The organism is Streptomyces kaniharaensis (assembly GCF_009569385.1).
Taxonomy (GTDB): domain Bacteria; phylum Actinomycetota; class Actinomycetes; order Streptomycetales; family Streptomycetaceae; genus Kitasatospora; species Kitasatospora kaniharaensis.
Window position 1 is genome coordinate 4,087,938 of the sequence record NZ_WBOF01000001.1, and the last position, 16,117, is coordinate 4,104,054.

15 protein-coding genes and 1 pseudogene are annotated in these 16,117 nt (G+C 71.4%); 15 read left to right on the forward strand and 1 reads right to left on the reverse strand.

Going from position 1 to position 16,117, the window contains the following annotated elements; genetic code table 11:
* Nucleotides 1-223: 223 nt before the first annotated feature.
* The 9 genes from lepB (F7Q99_RS18435) to F7Q99_RS18475 all read left to right on the forward strand — a co-directional run bounded on the left by lepB (F7Q99_RS18435) (nt 224) and on the right by F7Q99_RS18475 (nt 8,777).
* Nucleotides 224-1,225 carry a signal peptidase I gene (gene lepB / locus F7Q99_RS18435; protein WP_326846831.1) on the forward strand — a complete coding sequence of 334 codons (1,002 nt, stop codon included), beginning with the start codon at nt 224-226 and terminating at the stop codon, nt 1,223-1,225.
* A 217-nt stretch (nt 1,226-1,442) separates the two neighbouring features.
* A complete protein-coding gene (lepB, locus tag F7Q99_RS18440; RefSeq protein WP_326846832.1) occupies nt 1,443-2,126 on the forward strand; it encodes a signal peptidase I in 684 nt (227 codons plus the stop codon).
* 112 nt (nt 2,127-2,238) lie between these two features.
* The gene (locus tag F7Q99_RS18445) at nt 2,239-2,712 is read left to right on the forward strand and encodes an NUDIX hydrolase (RefSeq protein ID WP_153462862.1); all 474 of its coding nucleotides are present in this window, start codon (nt 2,239-2,241) and stop codon (nt 2,710-2,712) included.
* A 55-nt stretch (nt 2,713-2,767) separates the two neighbouring features.
* The gene (locus tag F7Q99_RS18450) at nt 2,768-3,094 is read left to right on the forward strand and encodes a DUF2469 domain-containing protein (protein WP_148642766.1); all 327 of its coding nucleotides are present in this window, start codon (nt 2,768-2,770) and stop codon (nt 3,092-3,094) included.
* A 159-nt stretch (nt 3,095-3,253) separates the two neighbouring features.
* Nucleotides 3,254-3,733, forward strand: coding sequence for a YraN family protein (locus F7Q99_RS18455; RefSeq protein ID WP_407697799.1), 480 nt, complete (start codon nt 3,254-3,256; stop codon nt 3,731-3,733).
* Nucleotide 3,734: 1 nt separating this feature from the next.
* Entirely contained in the window at nt 3,735-5,495 is a 1,761-nt protein-coding gene (locus F7Q99_RS18460; protein WP_153462864.1) for a YifB family Mg chelatase-like AAA ATPase, read from the forward strand.
* An 8-nt stretch (nt 5,496-5,503) separates the two neighbouring features.
* The gene (gene dprA, locus F7Q99_RS18465; protein ID WP_153466352.1) at nt 5,504-6,661 is read left to right on the forward strand and encodes a DNA-processing protein DprA; all 1,158 of its coding nucleotides are present in this window, start codon (nt 5,504-5,506) and stop codon (nt 6,659-6,661) included.
* 567 nt (nt 6,662-7,228) lie between these two features.
* Nucleotides 7,229-8,113 (forward strand): RNA polymerase sigma factor WhiG, encoded by an 885-nt coding sequence (whiG, locus tag F7Q99_RS18470; protein WP_326846834.1) that lies wholly within the window; start codon nt 7,229-7,231, stop codon nt 8,111-8,113.
* A 76-nt stretch (nt 8,114-8,189) separates the two neighbouring features.
* A complete protein-coding gene (locus F7Q99_RS18475) occupies nt 8,190-8,777 on the forward strand; it encodes a TetR/AcrR family transcriptional regulator (RefSeq protein WP_326847228.1) in 588 nt (195 codons plus the stop codon).
* A gap of 135 nt (nt 8,778-8,912) precedes the next feature.
* Here the strand turns inward: F7Q99_RS18475 and F7Q99_RS18480 are convergent.
* Nucleotides 8,913-9,395: pseudogene (locus tag F7Q99_RS18480) on the reverse strand (peptidoglycan DD-metalloendopeptidase family protein); the annotation flags it as partial.
* 554 nt (nt 9,396-9,949) lie between these two features.
* On the opposite strand from F7Q99_RS18480, the gene rpsB reads away from it, so the two are divergent.
* From rpsB to rlmN, 6 genes are all read left to right on the forward strand, one after another.
* Entirely contained in the window at nt 9,950-10,792 is an 843-nt protein-coding gene (gene rpsB / locus F7Q99_RS18485; RefSeq protein ID WP_153462868.1) for a 30S ribosomal protein S2, read from the forward strand.
* Between the two features lie 129 nt (nt 10,793-10,921).
* Nucleotides 10,922-11,761: a translation elongation factor Ts gene (gene tsf / locus F7Q99_RS18490; RefSeq protein ID WP_153462870.1), complete on the forward strand. Its 840-nt coding sequence runs from the start codon at nt 10,922-10,924 to the stop codon at nt 11,759-11,761.
* Nucleotides 11,762-12,021: 260 nt separating this feature from the next.
* On the forward strand, nt 12,022-12,786 hold the full coding sequence (gene pyrH / locus F7Q99_RS18495) for a UMP kinase (RefSeq protein ID WP_153462872.1): 765 nt from the start codon (nt 12,022-12,024) through the stop codon (nt 12,784-12,786).
* A 98-nt stretch (nt 12,787-12,884) separates the two neighbouring features.
* Nucleotides 12,885-13,442 carry a ribosome recycling factor gene (frr, locus tag F7Q99_RS18500; protein WP_326846835.1) on the forward strand — a complete coding sequence of 186 codons (558 nt, stop codon included), beginning with the start codon at nt 12,885-12,887 and terminating at the stop codon, nt 13,440-13,442.
* Nucleotides 13,442-14,923: a phosphatidate cytidylyltransferase gene (locus tag F7Q99_RS18505; protein ID WP_407697800.1), complete on the forward strand. Its 1,482-nt coding sequence runs from the start codon at nt 13,442-13,444 to the stop codon at nt 14,921-14,923. The genes frr and F7Q99_RS18505 overlap by 1 nt, the downstream gene beginning before the upstream one ends.
* Before the next feature lie 90 nt (nt 14,924-15,013).
* Nucleotides 15,014-16,114, forward strand: a complete 1,101-nt coding sequence (gene rlmN / locus F7Q99_RS18510; RefSeq protein ID WP_153462874.1) for a 23S rRNA (adenine(2503)-C(2))-methyltransferase RlmN — start codon at nt 15,014-15,016, stop codon at nt 16,112-16,114.
* Nucleotides 16,115-16,117 lie beyond the last annotated feature (3 nt).

The window sequence follows — 16,117 nt, forward strand, 5'->3', positions numbered from 1 at the left end:
ACCCTCCGGGTCGCGCGCGTGGGACCGCGAGCCGGATGCCTTGGAGTGATAGAGAAGTGCAGGTGCGGCCGGGATCCCGGTCGGCTGCCGAAGGCTGTGCTCGTGTCAGGAGCGCCCGCGATGGGCAGCCCTGAGGCGTTCATGGTCGTGGTGAAAGTGGTGCCCGCTGTGCGGCACTGTGAGCGCGGGCGCGCGGGCGTCCGCACAGCAGGGAGGAGATGTTGTGGGGGATTTGGTGATCGGCGCCCGCTCAGGCGCCGGAGAGCCCGAGGGCTCCGGCAGCCGGGCGGCCCGGTCCGCCGAGTCCGCAGTGCCCTCGGCCTCGGTCGAGGACGCGGCGGCCCAGTCCGCCGACGAGCCGGGCGACGGGACGGACGGCTCCCCGGAGGAGGCCCCGGGCGGGAACGGGCCGGCAGACGAGTCGGGGGCGGAGGCTCCCGGCAAGGACAAGAAGCCGCGATCGTTCTGGAAGGAACTGCCGATCCTGATCGGCATCGCTCTGGTCCTCGCGCTGGTGATCAAGACCTTCTTCGTCCAGGCGTTCTCCATTCCGTCCGAGTCGATGCAGAACACGCTTCAGGTCGGCGACCGTGTATTGGTGGACAAGCTGACCCCGTGGTTCGGGGCCGAACCCGAGCGCGGCGAGGTCGTGGTGTTCCGCGACCCGGGCGGCTGGCTAAACGACGAGCCCGTCCAGCAGAGCAGCAACTCCTTCCTCCGGGGCGTCCAGGACGTCCTCAGCTTCGTCGGCCTGATGCCGTCGGCCAACGAGAAGGACCTGATCAAGCGGGTCATCGGGATCGGCGGGGACACCGTCGAGTGCCAGGCCGGAGGGCCGGTCAAGGTCAACGGTGTGGCGCTCAACGAGCCGTACATCTACCCGGGAAACACCCCCTGCCAGCAGTCCTTCGGTCCGGTGAAGGTGCCACAGGGGCGGATCTGGGTGATGGGCGACCACCGCGGTGACTCGCTGGACTCCCGCTTCCACATGGACCAGCCCGGCGGCGGAACCGTCCCGGTGGACGACGTGATCGGGCGCGCGTTCCTTGTGGCCTGGCCGATCGACCGCTGGGCGACGCTGCCGGTGCCGAGCACCTTCGACCAGAAGGGCCTGGCGGCGGCCGTGCCGCTGGTGCCGCCGGCGGCCGGCGCGGTGGGCGCGGTCGGGCTGCTCCCGCTGGTGCGCCGGGTGCGGGACCGGGCGGACGGCCGGAAGGAATCCTGAGCTCCACCAGGTCGTCCCCAGCTCTTGCGCGGGCCGTGGTACCGACGAGTAATCTGCTCGGACGTGCCACGGCCCGTCGGGTTTTCCGCCTGTGCCTCCGGCGCACCCGGGGCGTGCCCCGGTCGGTCATAGGTGGACGGTGTCGATGAGCAGTGTCGTGGAACAGACGGCCGGCCGTCCGTCGGCGCCGGCCCGGTCGGGTCATCGGCTTGCCGCCGTGCTGCAGGGAGTCGCTATCGCGCTCGGCCTTTTGCTTCTGGTCGGCGGCTTCGCCGTCATCGCGATCGGCTACCGGCCCTACAACATCCCCACGGCCTCGATGTCCCCCACGCTGCAGATCGGGGACAAGGTGCTCGCCCGGAAGACCGACGGCGGCTCCGTCGGCCGCGGCGACGTCGTGGTCTTCAAGGACCAGGCCTGGGGTGACGAGCTCATGGTGAAGCGAGTCGTCGCGGTGGGCGGGGACACCGTGGCGACCACCGGGGACGACCGCCGGCTGACCGTGAACGGCAAGCCGGTGGACGAGCCCTACCTCGCGGCGCAGGGCCCGCAGGGCCCCACCTTCAGTGCCACGGTGCCGCCCGGCCGGCTGTTCCTGCTCGGTGACAACCGGCTGGCCTCTCTCGACTCCCGTACCCACCTGGAGGTCGACGGCGGGACCGTTCCGGCCGATGAGGTGGAGGCCAGGATCGAGGCCACCGTGATGCCGTTCGGCCGGATGGGCGAGCTCGGCCGGACCGGCGCCTTCGACGGGATCCCCGGCCCGCGGGCCGGCGAGCCGGGGCCGCTGGTGCCGGCTGCCGTCGCCACCGTGGCCGGCGCAGCCCTGATCGTCGTGACCTCGGCGGTGGGTGGGATGGCGGGCCTGGCTCGCAGGCTCCGCCGGGGGCGCGCATCCTGAGCACGATCGCCGCAGGCCGGGCCGCTCTTCCGAACATCGCCCCGGACGGACGCGCCGGGTGGCAGGATCGGTACTGCCACCGATGCGAACGGAAGGAGCGTGGAGAGCTGCCATGACGGCACAGCGTCGCAGGGCGGCGCGGATCCTGCTGCTCGACGGGCTGGACCGCATCCTTCTCTTCCTGGGCGCCGACCCGGCGGTGCCGGGCGTGACGTGGTGGTTCACCCCCGGGGGCGGCTTGGAGCCCGGAGAGGACGTACGCGAGGCCGCCGCGCGGGAGCTCGCGGAGGAGACCGGCTTGCGGGACGTGGAGCTGGGGCCCTTGGTGGGGTACGGCACGGTGTCGTTCTCCTTTCAGGGACAGCGCTACGAGCAGGAGCAGTGGTTTCATCTGGCCCGGACCGGGGACACGGGCCTGGACCATTCGGGGATGGGCGGGGACGAGCACGCCCAGCTGCTCGCGGCACGCTGGTGGACGGTCGAGGAGCTGAGGGAGACCGCCGAGACGGTCTACCCGGTCGGACTGGCCGAGTTCCTGGAGCGGCTGCTGGCGGAGGGCCCGCCGGTCACTCCGGTACGGCTCTGAGCGTGGGTGCTGTGGTCCACAATGGGTGGACGCGACAAGTTGAGGGGACGCCTGGATGAGTGCCGAAGATCTCGAGAAGTACGAGACCGAGATGGAGCTCAAGCTCTACCGGGAGTACCGGGACGTCGTCGGCCTGTTCAAGTACGTGATCGAAACCGAGCGACGTTTCTACCTCACCAACGACTACGAGCTGCAGGTGCACTCGGTCCAGGGCGAGGTCTTCTTCGAGGTGTCGATGGCGGATGCGTGGGTCTGGGACATGTACCGGCCGGCTCGGTTCGTCCGCAAGGTCCGGGTGCTGACCTTCAAGGACGTGAACATCGAGGAACTCGCGAAGAGCGATCTGGAGCTCCCCTCGGACGACTCCGGCTTCGGGAACTGACGTTGGACCGCCCGGTCCCTCGCTGTCCAGAGGAATTTCGCGTGGTCGGGGATTCTCACTCCTGCGGGTGACGACAGTTATCCACAGGTTCGAGTTGTCCACAGGAAAAGGGAATTACCTGGTCTCGTCCCACACGGCGATGCAACCTCCACGGCGGAGGTGGTCACCGTGCAGAACACGACCGTGCAGAAGGCCCGCGAGGACGGGCCGGTCAAGCAGAGCAAGAACAGCCTCGGCCGCTACGGGGAGCGGGTCGCCGCCCGCCGCCTCACCGAGGACGGGCTCCGCATCCTGGACCGCAACTGGCGCTGTGTCGAGGGCGAGCTGGACATCGTCGCCCTCGACGGCGACACCGTGGCGGTCTGCGAGGTGAAGACCCGCTCCGAGCGGAGCTTCCAGCAGCCCACCGAGGCCATCGACCAGGCCAAGGCCGCCCGGTTGCACCGCCTGGCCGAGCGCTGGATGGCCGAGCGCTGGCCCGGGCACTTCGCCCAGCTGGCCGGGCCCGAGTACGACCCCGGGCCGGCGGATCCGCAGTGGGCGCCCGACCCGCCCGGCGGCGTCCGGATCGACCTGGTGGCCGTCACCAACCGGCTCCGGGGCGCGGCGCTGGTGGACCACCTGCGAGGGGTGGTCTGAGATGGCCTTCGCCCGTACCTGTTCCGTCGCGCTGGTCGGCGTCGACGGAGTGATCGTCGAGGTCCAGGCCGATCTGGAGCCCGGGGTGGCCGCGTTCACCCTGGTCGGCCTGCCCGACAAGGCGCTGTCCGAGGCCCGCGACCGGGTGCGCGCTGCCGTCGTGAACAGCGGTGAGGCCTGGCCGCAGCGCAAGCTGACAGTCGGCCTCAGCCCCGCCTCGGTGCCCAAGAGCGGCAGCGGCTTCGACGTCGCCGTGGCCTGCGCGGTCCTGGCCGCAGCAGAACGGCTGGACCCGTCGACCATCGCCGACCTGCTGATCATCGGAGAGCTGGGATTGGACGGCCGGGTGCGGCCGGTCCGCGGGGTGCTGCCGTCGGTGCTGGCCGCTGCCGACGCCGGCTACGAGCGGGTCGTGGTCGCGGAGCAGACCGCGGCCGAGGCCTCGCTCGTCCCCGGGGTGAAGGTGATCGGTGTCCGCAGCCTGCGCCAGCTGCTCGCCGTCCTCTCCGGTGTGCCCGTGCCGGAGGAGCCGCCCGACCCGATCGGGGGCCGCCCGGATCCCCTGATTGCTGGGCTGATGCTGCCGAGCGCGGGCGTTCGGGGCCTGCCCGACGACAAGGCGGCGCGCCTCGACATGGCCGACGTGGCCGGCCAGTACGAGGCCCGGCGAGCCCTGGAGATCGCCGCCGCCGGCGGACACCACCTGTACCTGAAGGGGCCGCCAGGTGCGGGCAAGACCATGCTGGCGGAACGGCTGCCCTCGCTGCTGCCCCCACTCACGCAGAAGGAGGCGCTGGAGGTCACGGCCGTGCACTCGGTGGCGGGGCTGCTCCCGGCCGGCCGCCCGCTGATCGACCGCGCGCCCTACTGCGCACCGCACCACTCCACGACGATGCCGGCGATCGTCGGCGGCGGCAGCGGCCTGCCCCGGCCGGGCGCGGTCTCGCTGGCCCATCGGGGCGTGCTGTTCCTGGACGAGGCGCCGGAGTTCCCCGTCCGGGTACTGGACGCGCTGCGCCAGCCACTGGAGTCGGGCGAGGTGGTGATCGCGCGCTCGGCCGGATCGCTGCGGCTGCCGGCCAGGTTCCTGCTCTGCCTGGCCGCCAATCCCTGCCCCTGTGGCAGACATTCGCGGCGGGGTGAGGGGTGCGACTGCACCCCGGCGATGGTCAGCCGCTACCAGGGGCGGCTGTCCGGGCCGCTGCTCGACCGGGTCGATCTTCAGGTCCAGGTCGCTCCGGTGACACGGGTCGAGTTGATGGAGCGGGACAGCACTGCGGAGAACACTGAGACCGTCGCGGCCCGGGTGCTGGCCGCGCGAGAACGGGCGGCGGCCCGACTGGCCAATACCCCGTGGCGGACCAACGCGGAGGTGCCGGGCCACGAACTGCGGACGCGCTGGCAGCTCGCACCCGGCGCACTGACCGACGCCGCGCGCCAGTTGGAACGGGGTCTGCTGACCGCCCGTGGCCTGGACCGGGTGCTCCGGGTCGCCTGGACGGTCGCCGACCTCGCGGGCCGGGACCGCCCGGACCAACGGGACCTGCGCACCGCACTCGTCCTGCGCACCGGCGTCGAGCACGGACTCCCGCTGACCGGACGCGCCTTCAGCCGGCTCGGGGACATTCCTGCCCAGCGAAGCGGACAGGGCGAGGATACGCCTGACCGGATCGACGGGCCTGGCGGCCGCCCCCGCTCTGGCGGCGCCCAGCGGGCCGGAACTCCCGACCACGACCTCGCGAACGAGGACGGTGACACGTGAACCGGATTATGGCGGACCTTCAGCAGCCGCTTGTAGTGCCCAGCGAGCCCGAACCGGAGCGCCTCGCCCGGGCGCTGCTCAGCCGGCTGAGCGAACCGGGGGACGCGGTGATCGGCCGCTGGCTACGCCAACTCACCGCCGCCGACGTGGTCCAGGCGATCCGGGACGGCGCAGTGCCCGACCACCCCGGGCTCGACACGCCCCGGCTCGCCGGCTACCAGGCCAGACTCCCCGGCCTGGACCCTGCAGAAGACCTGGAACGGGTACGTCTGGTCGGTGGACGCTTCATCATTCCGGGGGACACGGAATGGCCCAGCCAGCTGGACGATCTGGGCGACGGACGGCCGATCGGGCTCTGGACCACCGGCACGGGCTCGCTGCGCCTGCTCGCCCTCCGCTCAGTGGCCGTGGTGGGTTCCCGTGCCTGCACGGCGTACGGCGCGCACGTCGCGGGGGAGTTGTCGGCCCAACTCGCCGAGCGCGGTTGGGTGGTGGTCTCGGGGGCGGCGTACGGAATCGACGCAGCCGCCCATCGTGGGGCGCTGGCCGTGGGCGGGATGACCATCGGGGTGCTCGCCTGCGGGGTCGACGTGGCCTACCCGAAGGGCAACGTCGAACTGATCCGGCGGATCGGTGTCCAAGGGCTGCTGCTCAGTGAACTCCCGCCGGGCGAGCACCCGAACCGCTTTCGTTTCGTGCTGCGCAACCGAGTCATCGCGGCGCTCACCCGGGGCACCGTGGTGGTCGAGGCGGCCGTGCGCAGCGGCGCACTCAGCACAGCCAGACGGGCGCGCGACCTCAATCGGCACACCATGGGCGTGGCCGGCCCGGTCACTTCGGAGCTCTCGGCCGGGGTGCACGCCCTGATCCGCAGCGGCGCCACGCTGGTCACCGAAGCGGCCGAGATCACCGAGCTGATCGGGTCGATCGGGGACGACCTGGCGCCGGAACGGGCCGGACCGGTGTTGCCGCGGGATCTGCTGGAGCCGGCCGTGGCCCGGGTGCTGGAGGCCGTACCGGCTGCGCCCGAAGGCGCGCCGGTCGAGCGGCTGGCCCGGAAGTCCGGCCTCCCGCCGGACGAAGTGCTCCAGCGGCTCTACGAGTTGGTCTCGCTCGGCTATGTGGAGCGGCACGGTGCGCACTGGCGAATCGTGCGGAGGAGGTGACGGCGTGAACGGGTGAACACATGCGCTGACGGAAGCGAAGACGGGTGACGGACCGGCTGACCTGCTGGTCCGGTCCGTCCGCCACGGCCGTCCGAATCCGCCGGCGCGGTCGCCACCGGATCGAGGGACGACTGAGTGGCGGTAGCGCATTGCAGCGAGTCGGTCACGCTACGCTCCACATGCCTTCCCTATCAGCACACGACTCGGCAGAACGGCGCAGAGCAACGCATGCCCACACACATTCCCGGACACAGAGTGACCGGTGGCGCCCGGTCCTCGGGGGGACCGCGCACCGAGCGGCGCCCCGTGCCCGAGTTCCCGCCCAAGGCGACGGGGGCGATGGGTGGCCTGTCGCGGCAGGGCGGTCGGTCGACGTCAGTACCTGGCCAGCCGGCCGACGCGGCTGGCGGCGTCGACGACGCCGTCCGCGGAGCCGTCGGCGCCGGGGCCGATGCCGGTGTCGGGAGCGACGACGTCAGGGTCCAGCCGGGAGCGGGGGCCGGGGCACCCGCCGGCGAGTCGCCCGGCGGGACCGGCGTACGCGTAGCCGTGGAGGCGCCCGACGCGGTGCCCCCGCCCGTCTCGCCGCCCGAGGCGGCGTCCGCACCAGCACCAGCACCAGCGTCCGCGTCCGCGTCCGGGACAACCTCCACACCCGCGCCCCGGCGCCGGGCCGAGCCAGGCGGCCACGCGCGCAGCGCGCTCGAAGAACTCTGGCGCTGCTACAAGGAGACCGGCGACCAGCGGCTGCGGGAGCAGCTGATCCTGCACTACTCGCCGCTCGTCAAGTACGTGGCGGGACGCGTCGGAGTCGGTCTGCCGTCCAACGTCGAGCAGGCCGACTTCGTCTCCTCCGGTGTCTTCGGGTTGATCGACGCGATCGAGAAGTTCGACATCGACCGCGCCATCAAGTTCGAGACCTACGCGATCAGCCGCATCCGCGGCGCGATCATTGACGAACTGCGCGCACTGGACTGGATCCCGCGCTCGGTGCGGCAGAAGGCCAAGGCGGTCGAGCGGACGTACGCGGCGCTGGAGGCCCGGCTGCGCCGGACCCCGCACGAGCCGGAGGTCGCGGCGGAGATGGGCATCGCGATCGAGGATCTGCACGCCATCTTCAGCCAGCTGTCCCTCGCGAACGTGGTGGCGCTCGACGAACTGCTGCACCCGGTGGGGGAGGGCGGCGACCGGCTGAGCCTGATGGACACGCTGGAGGACCACGGCGCCGACAATCCGGTCGAGGTGGCCGAGGACCGCGAGTTGCGCAGGCTGCTGGCGCAGGCGGTCAACACCCTCCCGGAGCGCGAGAAGACCGTGGTGACGCTCTACTACTACGAGGGCCTGACCCTCGCCGAGATCGGGCAGGTCCTGGGGGTGACGGAGAGTCGGGTGAGCCAGATCCACACCAAGTCCGTCCTACAGCTGCGGGCCAAGCTGTCGGACATCCGATAGAGCGATGCGCGGCGCCGTATCGGCCGCGTGTAGGGCTCCGTACAGTGGGACCGTGCCGAAGATCCGAGCGGCCACGGTGGCCGAGCATCGCCAGCTGCAGCGGGCAGCCCTACTCGACGCTGCCCGCACCCTGCTCACCGACGGGGGCATGGAGGCGCTGACCTTCCCCGCCCTCGCGGCGCGCACCGGGCTGGCGCGCTCGTCGGTCTACGAGTACTTCCGCTCCCGGGCCGCGGTGGTCGAGGCGCTCTGCGAGGTGGACCTCCCGCTCTGGGCGGCCGAGATCGAGGCCGGAATGGAGAGTTGCGACACGGCGGCCGGCCGGATCGAGGCGTATGTCCGGGGCCAGCTGGTGCTCGCCGCGGATCCGCGCCACCGGGCGGTCGTGGCGATCTCGGCGCTGGAGCTCGACGAGGCCGCGCGCGAGCGGATCCGGGCGGCGCACGGGACGCTGGTCGGCCTGGTGGTCCAGGCACTGGAGGACCTGGGCCACATCCAGCCGCGGCTCACGGCGGCCCTGTTGCAGGGGATCGTGGAGGCGGCCGTCCGCCACGGCGAGCAGTTGGCTGCCGGCGGAACCACACACGGAGTCGCGGCCGACAGTCCCGAACTGATCGCCGACGCCGCTGTTGCCATGGCCCTGCACGGTCTCAGCCGCACCTGACCCACTGGACCCGCCGGGCCGCCCGGCCCTGCCCAGCGGCAGCAGCCGCGCTGTGCCCGCACCGAACAGGGCGAGCGGGTCGAGGTACCGGTCGCCGCGCAGGAGCCCCCAGTGCAGGCAGTCCTGCCCGGCACAGTGCCGCCCGTCCGGGGCAAGCCGCCCGATCATCTGCCCGGCGACAACCGTGCTGCCCACAGGCGCGCTGCCGATGACCGGCAGGTACGTGGTCCGCAGCGGAGGCGTCCCCGAGCCAGGGTGCGTGACGGTGACGACCGGACGCCCCGCCACCAGGCCGGCGAACGCGACCACCCCCGGGCTTGCCGCCCGCACCTCCACCCCGATGGCGGCGGCCAGGTCGACTCCCCGGTGCCCGGCGGCCCACGGTTTCGGCGGCGCCTCGAACCGCCCGAGCACTCCGCCGGGCCCGCCCACCGGCCACGCCCGTCCGCCGCCGGTTCCGGAACTGCCAACTGTGCCGGGACCGTCACCAGCACCGGAGAGCGCATCAGCGGACGCGCCCCAGGCGCCAGAGGCGCCCGCGAGGGCGAGCACCGCCAGCAGCACCACGGCGAGCACCACCACGGCGAACATCCCCCGAGCCCCGGCGCGAGCAGTCATGCGCCCGAGACTCCCGGCCGCGATACGCGCGCACCACCCCCATCGGGATTCCTGTGGACAAACCGCCCCTGTGGACAAGCGCCATCCCTCATACGGGTGTACGAGCGTCGCGATCCGTGTGCAAGAAGCCGCGGCCCGGTCCGCCAGTACGCACACGGGCCCTTCCACCCCCTCCCGCCCCCTCGGGCCAAGGCCCTCCACCCGCCTCCGCCAGCTGTGGAGTCGCCCCCCGCTCGGCGCTTCCCGTACACTTCACACGCGACCCGGTCTCGCCGGGTCGACTTCGCACGCCCCGCCACCGGTGGACGGATGCGGCTCTGCCGCCGCCCCCGCCAGGTGCGAGTGCCGCTCGGTCCGCCGAGCCCGCCCCGGTCCGGGACCGAGCGGGTGGAAGCGGCTCGGCACGTTCGGGGCGTCAGGCGTGGCTGTCACCTGGCCGCCACGGACAAACCGAGCCTGACCCGGCCGAACACAGTCGCCGAACGGGGAGCGCCACCGCGCGAACCGACGTCGGCTGCGCGGCAGCCGGGCCGTAACACCTGAGGAGCACGGCTATGGCCGTCGTCACGATGCGGGAGCTGCTGGAGAGCGGCGTCCACTTCGGTCACCAGACCCGCCGCTGGAACCCGAAGATGAAGCGCTTCATCATCACCGAGCGCAACGGCATCTACATCATCGACCTCCTGCAGTCGCTGAACTACATCGACCGCGCCTTCGAGTTCATCAAGGAGACCGTTGCCCACGGCGGCAGCGTCCTCTTCGTCGGCACGAAGAAGCAGGCCCAGGAGGCCATCGCCGAGCAGGCCACCCGCGTGGGCATGCCCTACGTGAACCAGCGCTGGCTCGGCGGCATGCTGACCAACTTCTCGACCGTCTACAAGCGCCTGCAGCGCCTGAAGGAGCTCGGCGAGCTGGACTTCTCGGACGTGGCCGGCTCCGGCCTCACCAAGAAGGAGCTCCTGGTCCTCCAGCGCGAGCACGACAAGCTGGAGAAGACCCTCGGCGGTATCCGCGACATGCAGCGCGTTCCCAGCGCCGTGTGGATCGTGGACACCAAGAAGGAGCACATCGCGGTCGGCGAGGCCCGGAAGCTCAACATCCCGGTCGTCGCCATCCTCGACACCAACTGTGACCCTGACGAGGTCGACTACAAGATCCCGGGCAACGACGACGCGATCCGCTCCGTCACCCTGCTGACCCGTGTGATCGCCGACGCCGTGGCCGAGGGCCTGAAGGCCCGCGCCGGTGTCGCCAAGGGCGACGCCAAGGCCGAGCCGGGCGCCGACCAGCCGCTGGCCGACTGGGAGAAGGACATCCTCGAGGGCGAGAAGAAGGCCGAGGAGGCCCCCGCCGCCGCCGAGGCTCCGGCCACCGAGGCCCCGGCCGAGCAGGCCTGACGTACCAAGGGTGAGGGGCGCCCGCCGGTACGACACCGGTAGGTGCCCCTCTCTCCCGTGCCGGGACCGAACCATCGGTCCCGGCGCAACTCCACGCAGACACGCGAGACGCGAGAAGAGATTCACACCATGGCGAACTTCACCGCCGCGGACGTCAAGAAGCTCCGTGAGCTCACCGGCGCCGGCATGATGGACTGCAAGAAGGCCCTGGACGAGGCCGAGGGCAACGTCGAGAAGGCCGTCGAGCTCCTGCGCATCAAGGGCCAGAAGGGCGTTGCCAAGCGCGAGGGCCGCGACGCCTCCAACGGCGCCGTCGCCGCGCTGATCGCCGAGGACAAGAAGTCCGGCGTTCTGGTCGAGCTGAACTGCGAGACCGACTTCGTCGCCAAGGGTGACAAGTTCGTCGAGGTTGCCGACGCCATCGCCGCCCACGTGGCCAAGACCGCCCCGGCCGACCTGGACGCCGCCCTGGCTTCCGAGATCGAGGCCGGCAAGACCGTCCAGCAGTTCGTCGACGAGGCCAACGCGACCCTGGGCGAGAAGATCGTCTTCCGTCGCTTCGCCCAGTTCGACGGTGACGGCTTCGTCGCGGTCTACCTGCACAAGACCAGCCCCGACCTGCCGCCGGCCGTCGGCGTCCTGGTCGAGCTGGACAAGGAGAACGCCGAGGTCGCCAAGGACGTCGCGCAGCACATCGCCGCCTTCGCGCCGAAGTACCTGTCCCGCGAGGACATCCCGGCCGAGGACATCGAGAACGAGCGTCGCGTCGCCGAGGCCACCGCTCGCGAGGAGGGCAAGCCGGAGGCCGCCCTGCCGAAGATCGTCGAGGGTCGCGTCACCGGCTTCGTGAAGGAGAACTCCGTCCTGGAGCAGGCCTTCGCGAAGGACAACAAGAAGACCGTCGCCAAGGTCCTCGAGGAGAACGGCGTCGCCCTCAAGCGCTTCGCCCGCTTCCGCGTCGGCGCCTGAGCCACGTTCCACCTGGTCCCCGGCGCGCTTACGCTGGGAACCGCCCCCGCCCGCTGACCCGGGCGGGCGGAACGCCGAACGGGCTCACCCAGCGCCAACCGTCTATGGGCGGGCCACGTCGGCACCATGAACGACGAGGAGGCCATTGCCGTGCAGGACACCGTACCGGTTCCCGCGGCAGTGGCCTCCTCGCGTGTACGCGCAGACCGGGTATCCGCACTCCCGCGTCTGTGAACCAGTAGGTGCAAAAGGAGAAGTCCATGCAGGAGACGCAGGAGACCGCGCAGGAACCCAAGGACGGCTCGCGCCGCCGGGTGCTGCTGAAGCTGTCCGGTGAAGCCTTCGCCGGCGGCGGCGGGCTCGGCGTCGACCCGGACGTCGTTCACGCGATCGCCCGGGAGATCGCCACGGTCGTGCGCGCCGGCACCGAGGTCGCGGTGGTCATCGGCGGCGGTAACTTCTTCCGGGGCGCGGAGCTCCAGGTCCGCGGCATGGACCGGGCCCGCTCCGACTACATGGGCATGCTCGGCACCGTGATGAACTGCCTCGCACTCCAGGACTTCCTGGTCAAGGAGGGCATCGAGACCCGGGTCCAGACCGCGATCACCATGGGCCAGGTCGCCGAGCCGTACCTGCCGCTGCGGGCCGTCCGGCACCTGGAGAAGGGCCGTGTGGTGATCTTCGGCGCCGGTATGGGCATGCCGTACTTCTCCACCGACACCACGGCCGTCCAGCGCGCGCTGGAGATCCACGCGGACGTCCTGCTGATGGGCAAGAACGGTGTGGACGGCGTCTACGACTCCGACCCCCGGACCAACCCGGACGCGGTCAAGTTCGATGCGCTGGAGTACTCCGAGGTCATCGCGCGCGACCTGAAGGTCGCCGACCTCACCGCCATCACGCTGTGCAAGGACAACAACCTTCCGATGCTGGTCTTCGAGCTGCTGGCGGAGGGCAATATCGCGCGCGCGGTGAAGAGTGAGAAGATCGGCACACTCATCAGCCAGGATTCTGTCCGGGCCTGAGCAGCAACCAGCCGTACGGGACGGCGTCGGCGCCGTGACCGGCCCGCACGCCGACACCGGTCGGGACAACAGCAGATGAACCGGACAGGGAGATCACAGTGATCGAAGAGACCCTCCTCGAGGCCGAGGAGAAGATGGAGAAGGCCGTCGCGGTCGCCAAGGACGACTTCGCCGCCATCCGCACCGGCCGCGCGCACCCGGCGATGTTCGCCAAGATCGTCGCGGAGTACTACGGTGCCGTGACGCCGATCAACCAGCTGGCCTCGTTCTCGGTGCCGGAGCCCCGGATGGCGGTCGTCTCGCCGTTCGACAAGACCGCGCTCAAGGCGATCGAGCAGGCGATCCGCGACTCGGACCTGGGCGTCAACCCGTCCAACGACGGCTCCATCATCCGGGTGGTCCTGCCCGAGCTCACCGAGGAGCGCCGCCGGGAGTTCATCAAGGTCGCCCGTGGCAAGGGCGAGGACGCCAAGGTCTCGATCCGTTCGGTGCGCCGCAAGGCGAAGGACGCCATCGACAAGCTGGTCAAGGACGGCGAGGTCGGCGAGGACGAGGGCCGTCGTGCCGAGAAGGAGCTCGACGACACCACGGCCAAGTACGTGGCCGCCGTCGACGAGCTGCTCAAGCACAAGGAAGCCGAGCTGCTCGAAGTCTGATGAACGACGCCCCTGACGCCCCTGGCTACTGGGGCCCATCCGACCAGCAGTACCAGCCCTACCGCCCGGCGCCGCAGCCGCAGGCACCCCGGCAGCCGTTCCATCCGGCGCCGGGGTACGGCGAGCAGGCGGCGCCGCCGCAGGCCCAGGGCCACCCCGGCCACCCGGACGGCCAGCCCGCCTTCCCGGGTGTGCCGGGCGCCGTCCCGGGTGACCACGGCCATCAAACGGGTCACGCGCCGCAGCCTCCGGGGTACTGGGGCGGCGACGCGGAGGAGACTCAGGTCATGCCTCCCGTGGCGGCCGATCCGGGCCCGTTCGGCGACCCGGCCGCGGGCGCGGCTGCCGTTCCGGCGGCCGATCCGGCCGCAGGCCCCGGTTCCGGCCCGGCGCGGGAGGCGGGCCGGCTGAGCGGTCCGCTGTTCCGGGACGAGCAGCCCGAGACGGCGGCGCCTGGCACGTCGGAGACATTCGTGCTCCGCGCGGTCACCGGCGACGTCGACCACACTCCCGCCCCCGGCCACGGCGCCCTGCCGTACCCGGGGGCTCCGGTGCATCCCGCGCCGCCGAACCACCTGGCGGCCGGGCAGCCCCACTTCGTGCCGTCGTCCCACCCAGGGCAGGAGACACCCGTGGCCCAGCCCGACCCGCAGCCCCAGCCGCGCAAGCAGCGCGGCGGCCGTAACCTCCAGGCCGCGATAGGGGTGGGGGTCGGTCTCGGCGCGGTGATCATCGCCTCGCTGTTCGTGGTGAAGGCGCTGTTCCTGGTCGTCGTGATGGCCGCGGTGGCGGTGGGCATCTGGGAGCTGACCAGCCGGCTGTCCGAGCGCAAGCAGATCAAGGTGCCACTGGTCCCGCTGCTCGCCGGCGGCATCGCCATGATCGCCACCGGCTACTGGGCCGGGGTCCAGTGGGCCGCGGCCTCGCTCGCGCTGACCGGGCTGGCGGTGATGGTCTCGCGGATGGCCGAGCCGCCGGAGAACTACCTGCGGGACATAACGGCGGGCGTGTTCACCGCCTTCTACGTGCCGTTCCTGGCCACCTTCGTGGCGATGATGCTGGCGGCGGACGACGGCCCGCAGCGGATCGTGCTCTTCCTGATCGTCACGATCTGCAGCGACACCGGCGCCTACGCCGTGGGCTACAAGTTCGGCAGGAACAAGCTGGCCCCCACGATCAGCCCGGGCAAGACCCGGGAGGGCCTGGCCGGCGGCGTCGGCCTGTCCATGCTGGCCGGCGCCCTGCTGATGCAGCTGATCATCGACAACGGCAGCTGGTGGCAGGGTCTGATCCTGGGCGGCTGCGCGGCGGTCACCGCGACCCTGGGCGACCTGGGCGAGTCGATGATCAAGCGCGACCTCGGCATCAAGGACATGGGCACGCTGCTGCCCGGCCACGGCGGGATTATGGACCGGCTGGACTCGCTCCTGCCGACCGCCCCGGTGGTCTGGCTGCTTCTGGCGGCCTTCGTCGGCAGCTGACGGACCCGCACACGTCGAAGGGGCCCCGGACGTCCGGGGCCCCTTCGACGTGTCCGGCCCGCCCCGGGCGTCTGCGACACTGGAACAACCATGCCTAAGCCCGGAGAACTCACCTTTGTCGCGCCGCGCGGCGCCAAGCCCCCGCGACACCTCGCCGACCTCAGCCCCGCCGAGCGCAAGGAGGCCGTCGCCGAGCTGGGCGAGCAGCCGTTCCGCGCGAAGCAGCTCTCCAACCACTACTTCGGCCGGATGTCGAACGACCCGGCGAGCTGGACGGACATCCCCGCCGCCAGCCGGGAGAAGCTCACCGAGAGCCTGCTGCCCGAGCTGATGTCGGTGGTCCGGCACGTCTCGTGCGACGACGACACCACCCGCAAGACGCTGTGGAAGCTGTTCGACGGCACCCTCGTCGAGTCGGTGCTGATGCGCTACCCGGACCGGGTCACCATGTGCATCAGTTCGCAGGCCGGCTGCGGCATGAACTGCCCGTTCTGCGCGACCGGTCAGGCCGGTCTGACCCGCAACCTGTCGACCGCCGAGATCGTCGAGCAGATCGCCGCCGGGATGCGCGCGCTCAAGGCCGGCGAGATCCCGGGCGGGGAGGCGCGGCTGTCCAATGTGGTGTTCATGGGCATGGGCGAGCCGCTGGCCAACTACAACCGGGTGCTGGCCGCGATCCGCCGGCTGACCGACCCGGCGCCGGACGGCTTCGGCCTGTCCCAGCGCGGTATCACCGTGTCCACCGTCGGCCTGGTCCCGGCGATGAACCGGCTCGCCGACGAGGGCCTCAGCTGCCGCCTCGCGCTGTCGCTGCACGCCCCGGACGACGAGCTGCGCGACGAGCTGGTGCCGGTGAACACCCGGTGGAAGGTCGCCGAGGTGCTGGACGCGGCGTGGAACTACGCGGAGAAGTCCGGCCGCCGCATCTCCATCGAGTACGCGCTGATCAAGGACATCAACGACCAGGCGTGGCGGGCGGACCTGCTCGGCCGGCTGATCAAGAACCAGCGGGTGCACGTCAACCTGATCCCGCTGAACCCGACCCCGGGTTCCAAGTGGACCGCCTCCCGGCCCGAGGACGAGCGCGAGTTCGTCCGCAGGCTCCAGGCGCACGGCGTGCCGACGACTGTCCGCGACACCCGCGGCCAGGAGATCGACGGCGCCTGCGGCCAGCTCGCCGCAGCGGGTTAGGGC

Bases quoted from the DNA above. Each gene is read 5' to 3' on its own strand.
- F7Q99_RS18445 (WP_153462862.1), top strand. From the start codon at position 2,239: ATGACGGCACAGCGTCGCAGGGCGGCGCGGATCCTGCTGCTCGACGGG.
- F7Q99_RS18450 (WP_148642766.1), top strand. From the start codon at position 2,768: ATGAGTGCCGAAGATCTCGAGAAGTACGAGACCGAGATGGAGCTCAAG.
- F7Q99_RS18460 (WP_153462864.1), top strand. From the start codon at position 3,735: ATGGCCTTCGCCCGTACCTGTTCCGTCGCGCTGGTCGGCGTCGACGGA.
- dprA (WP_153466352.1), top strand. From the start codon at position 5,504: ATGGCGGACCTTCAGCAGCCGCTTGTAGTGCCCAGCGAGCCCGAACCG.
- rpsB (WP_153462868.1), top strand. From the start codon at position 9,950: ATGGCCGTCGTCACGATGCGGGAGCTGCTGGAGAGCGGCGTCCACTTC.
- tsf (WP_153462870.1), top strand. From the start codon at position 10,922: ATGGCGAACTTCACCGCCGCGGACGTCAAGAAGCTCCGTGAGCTCACC.
- pyrH (WP_153462872.1), top strand. From the start codon at position 12,022: ATGCAGGAGACGCAGGAGACCGCGCAGGAACCCAAGGACGGCTCGCGC.
- F7Q99_RS18505 (WP_407697800.1), top strand. From the start codon at position 13,442: ATGAACGACGCCCCTGACGCCCCTGGCTACTGGGGCCCATCCGACCAG.
- rlmN (WP_153462874.1), top strand. From the start codon at position 15,014: ATGCCTAAGCCCGGAGAACTCACCTTTGTCGCGCCGCGCGGCGCCAAG.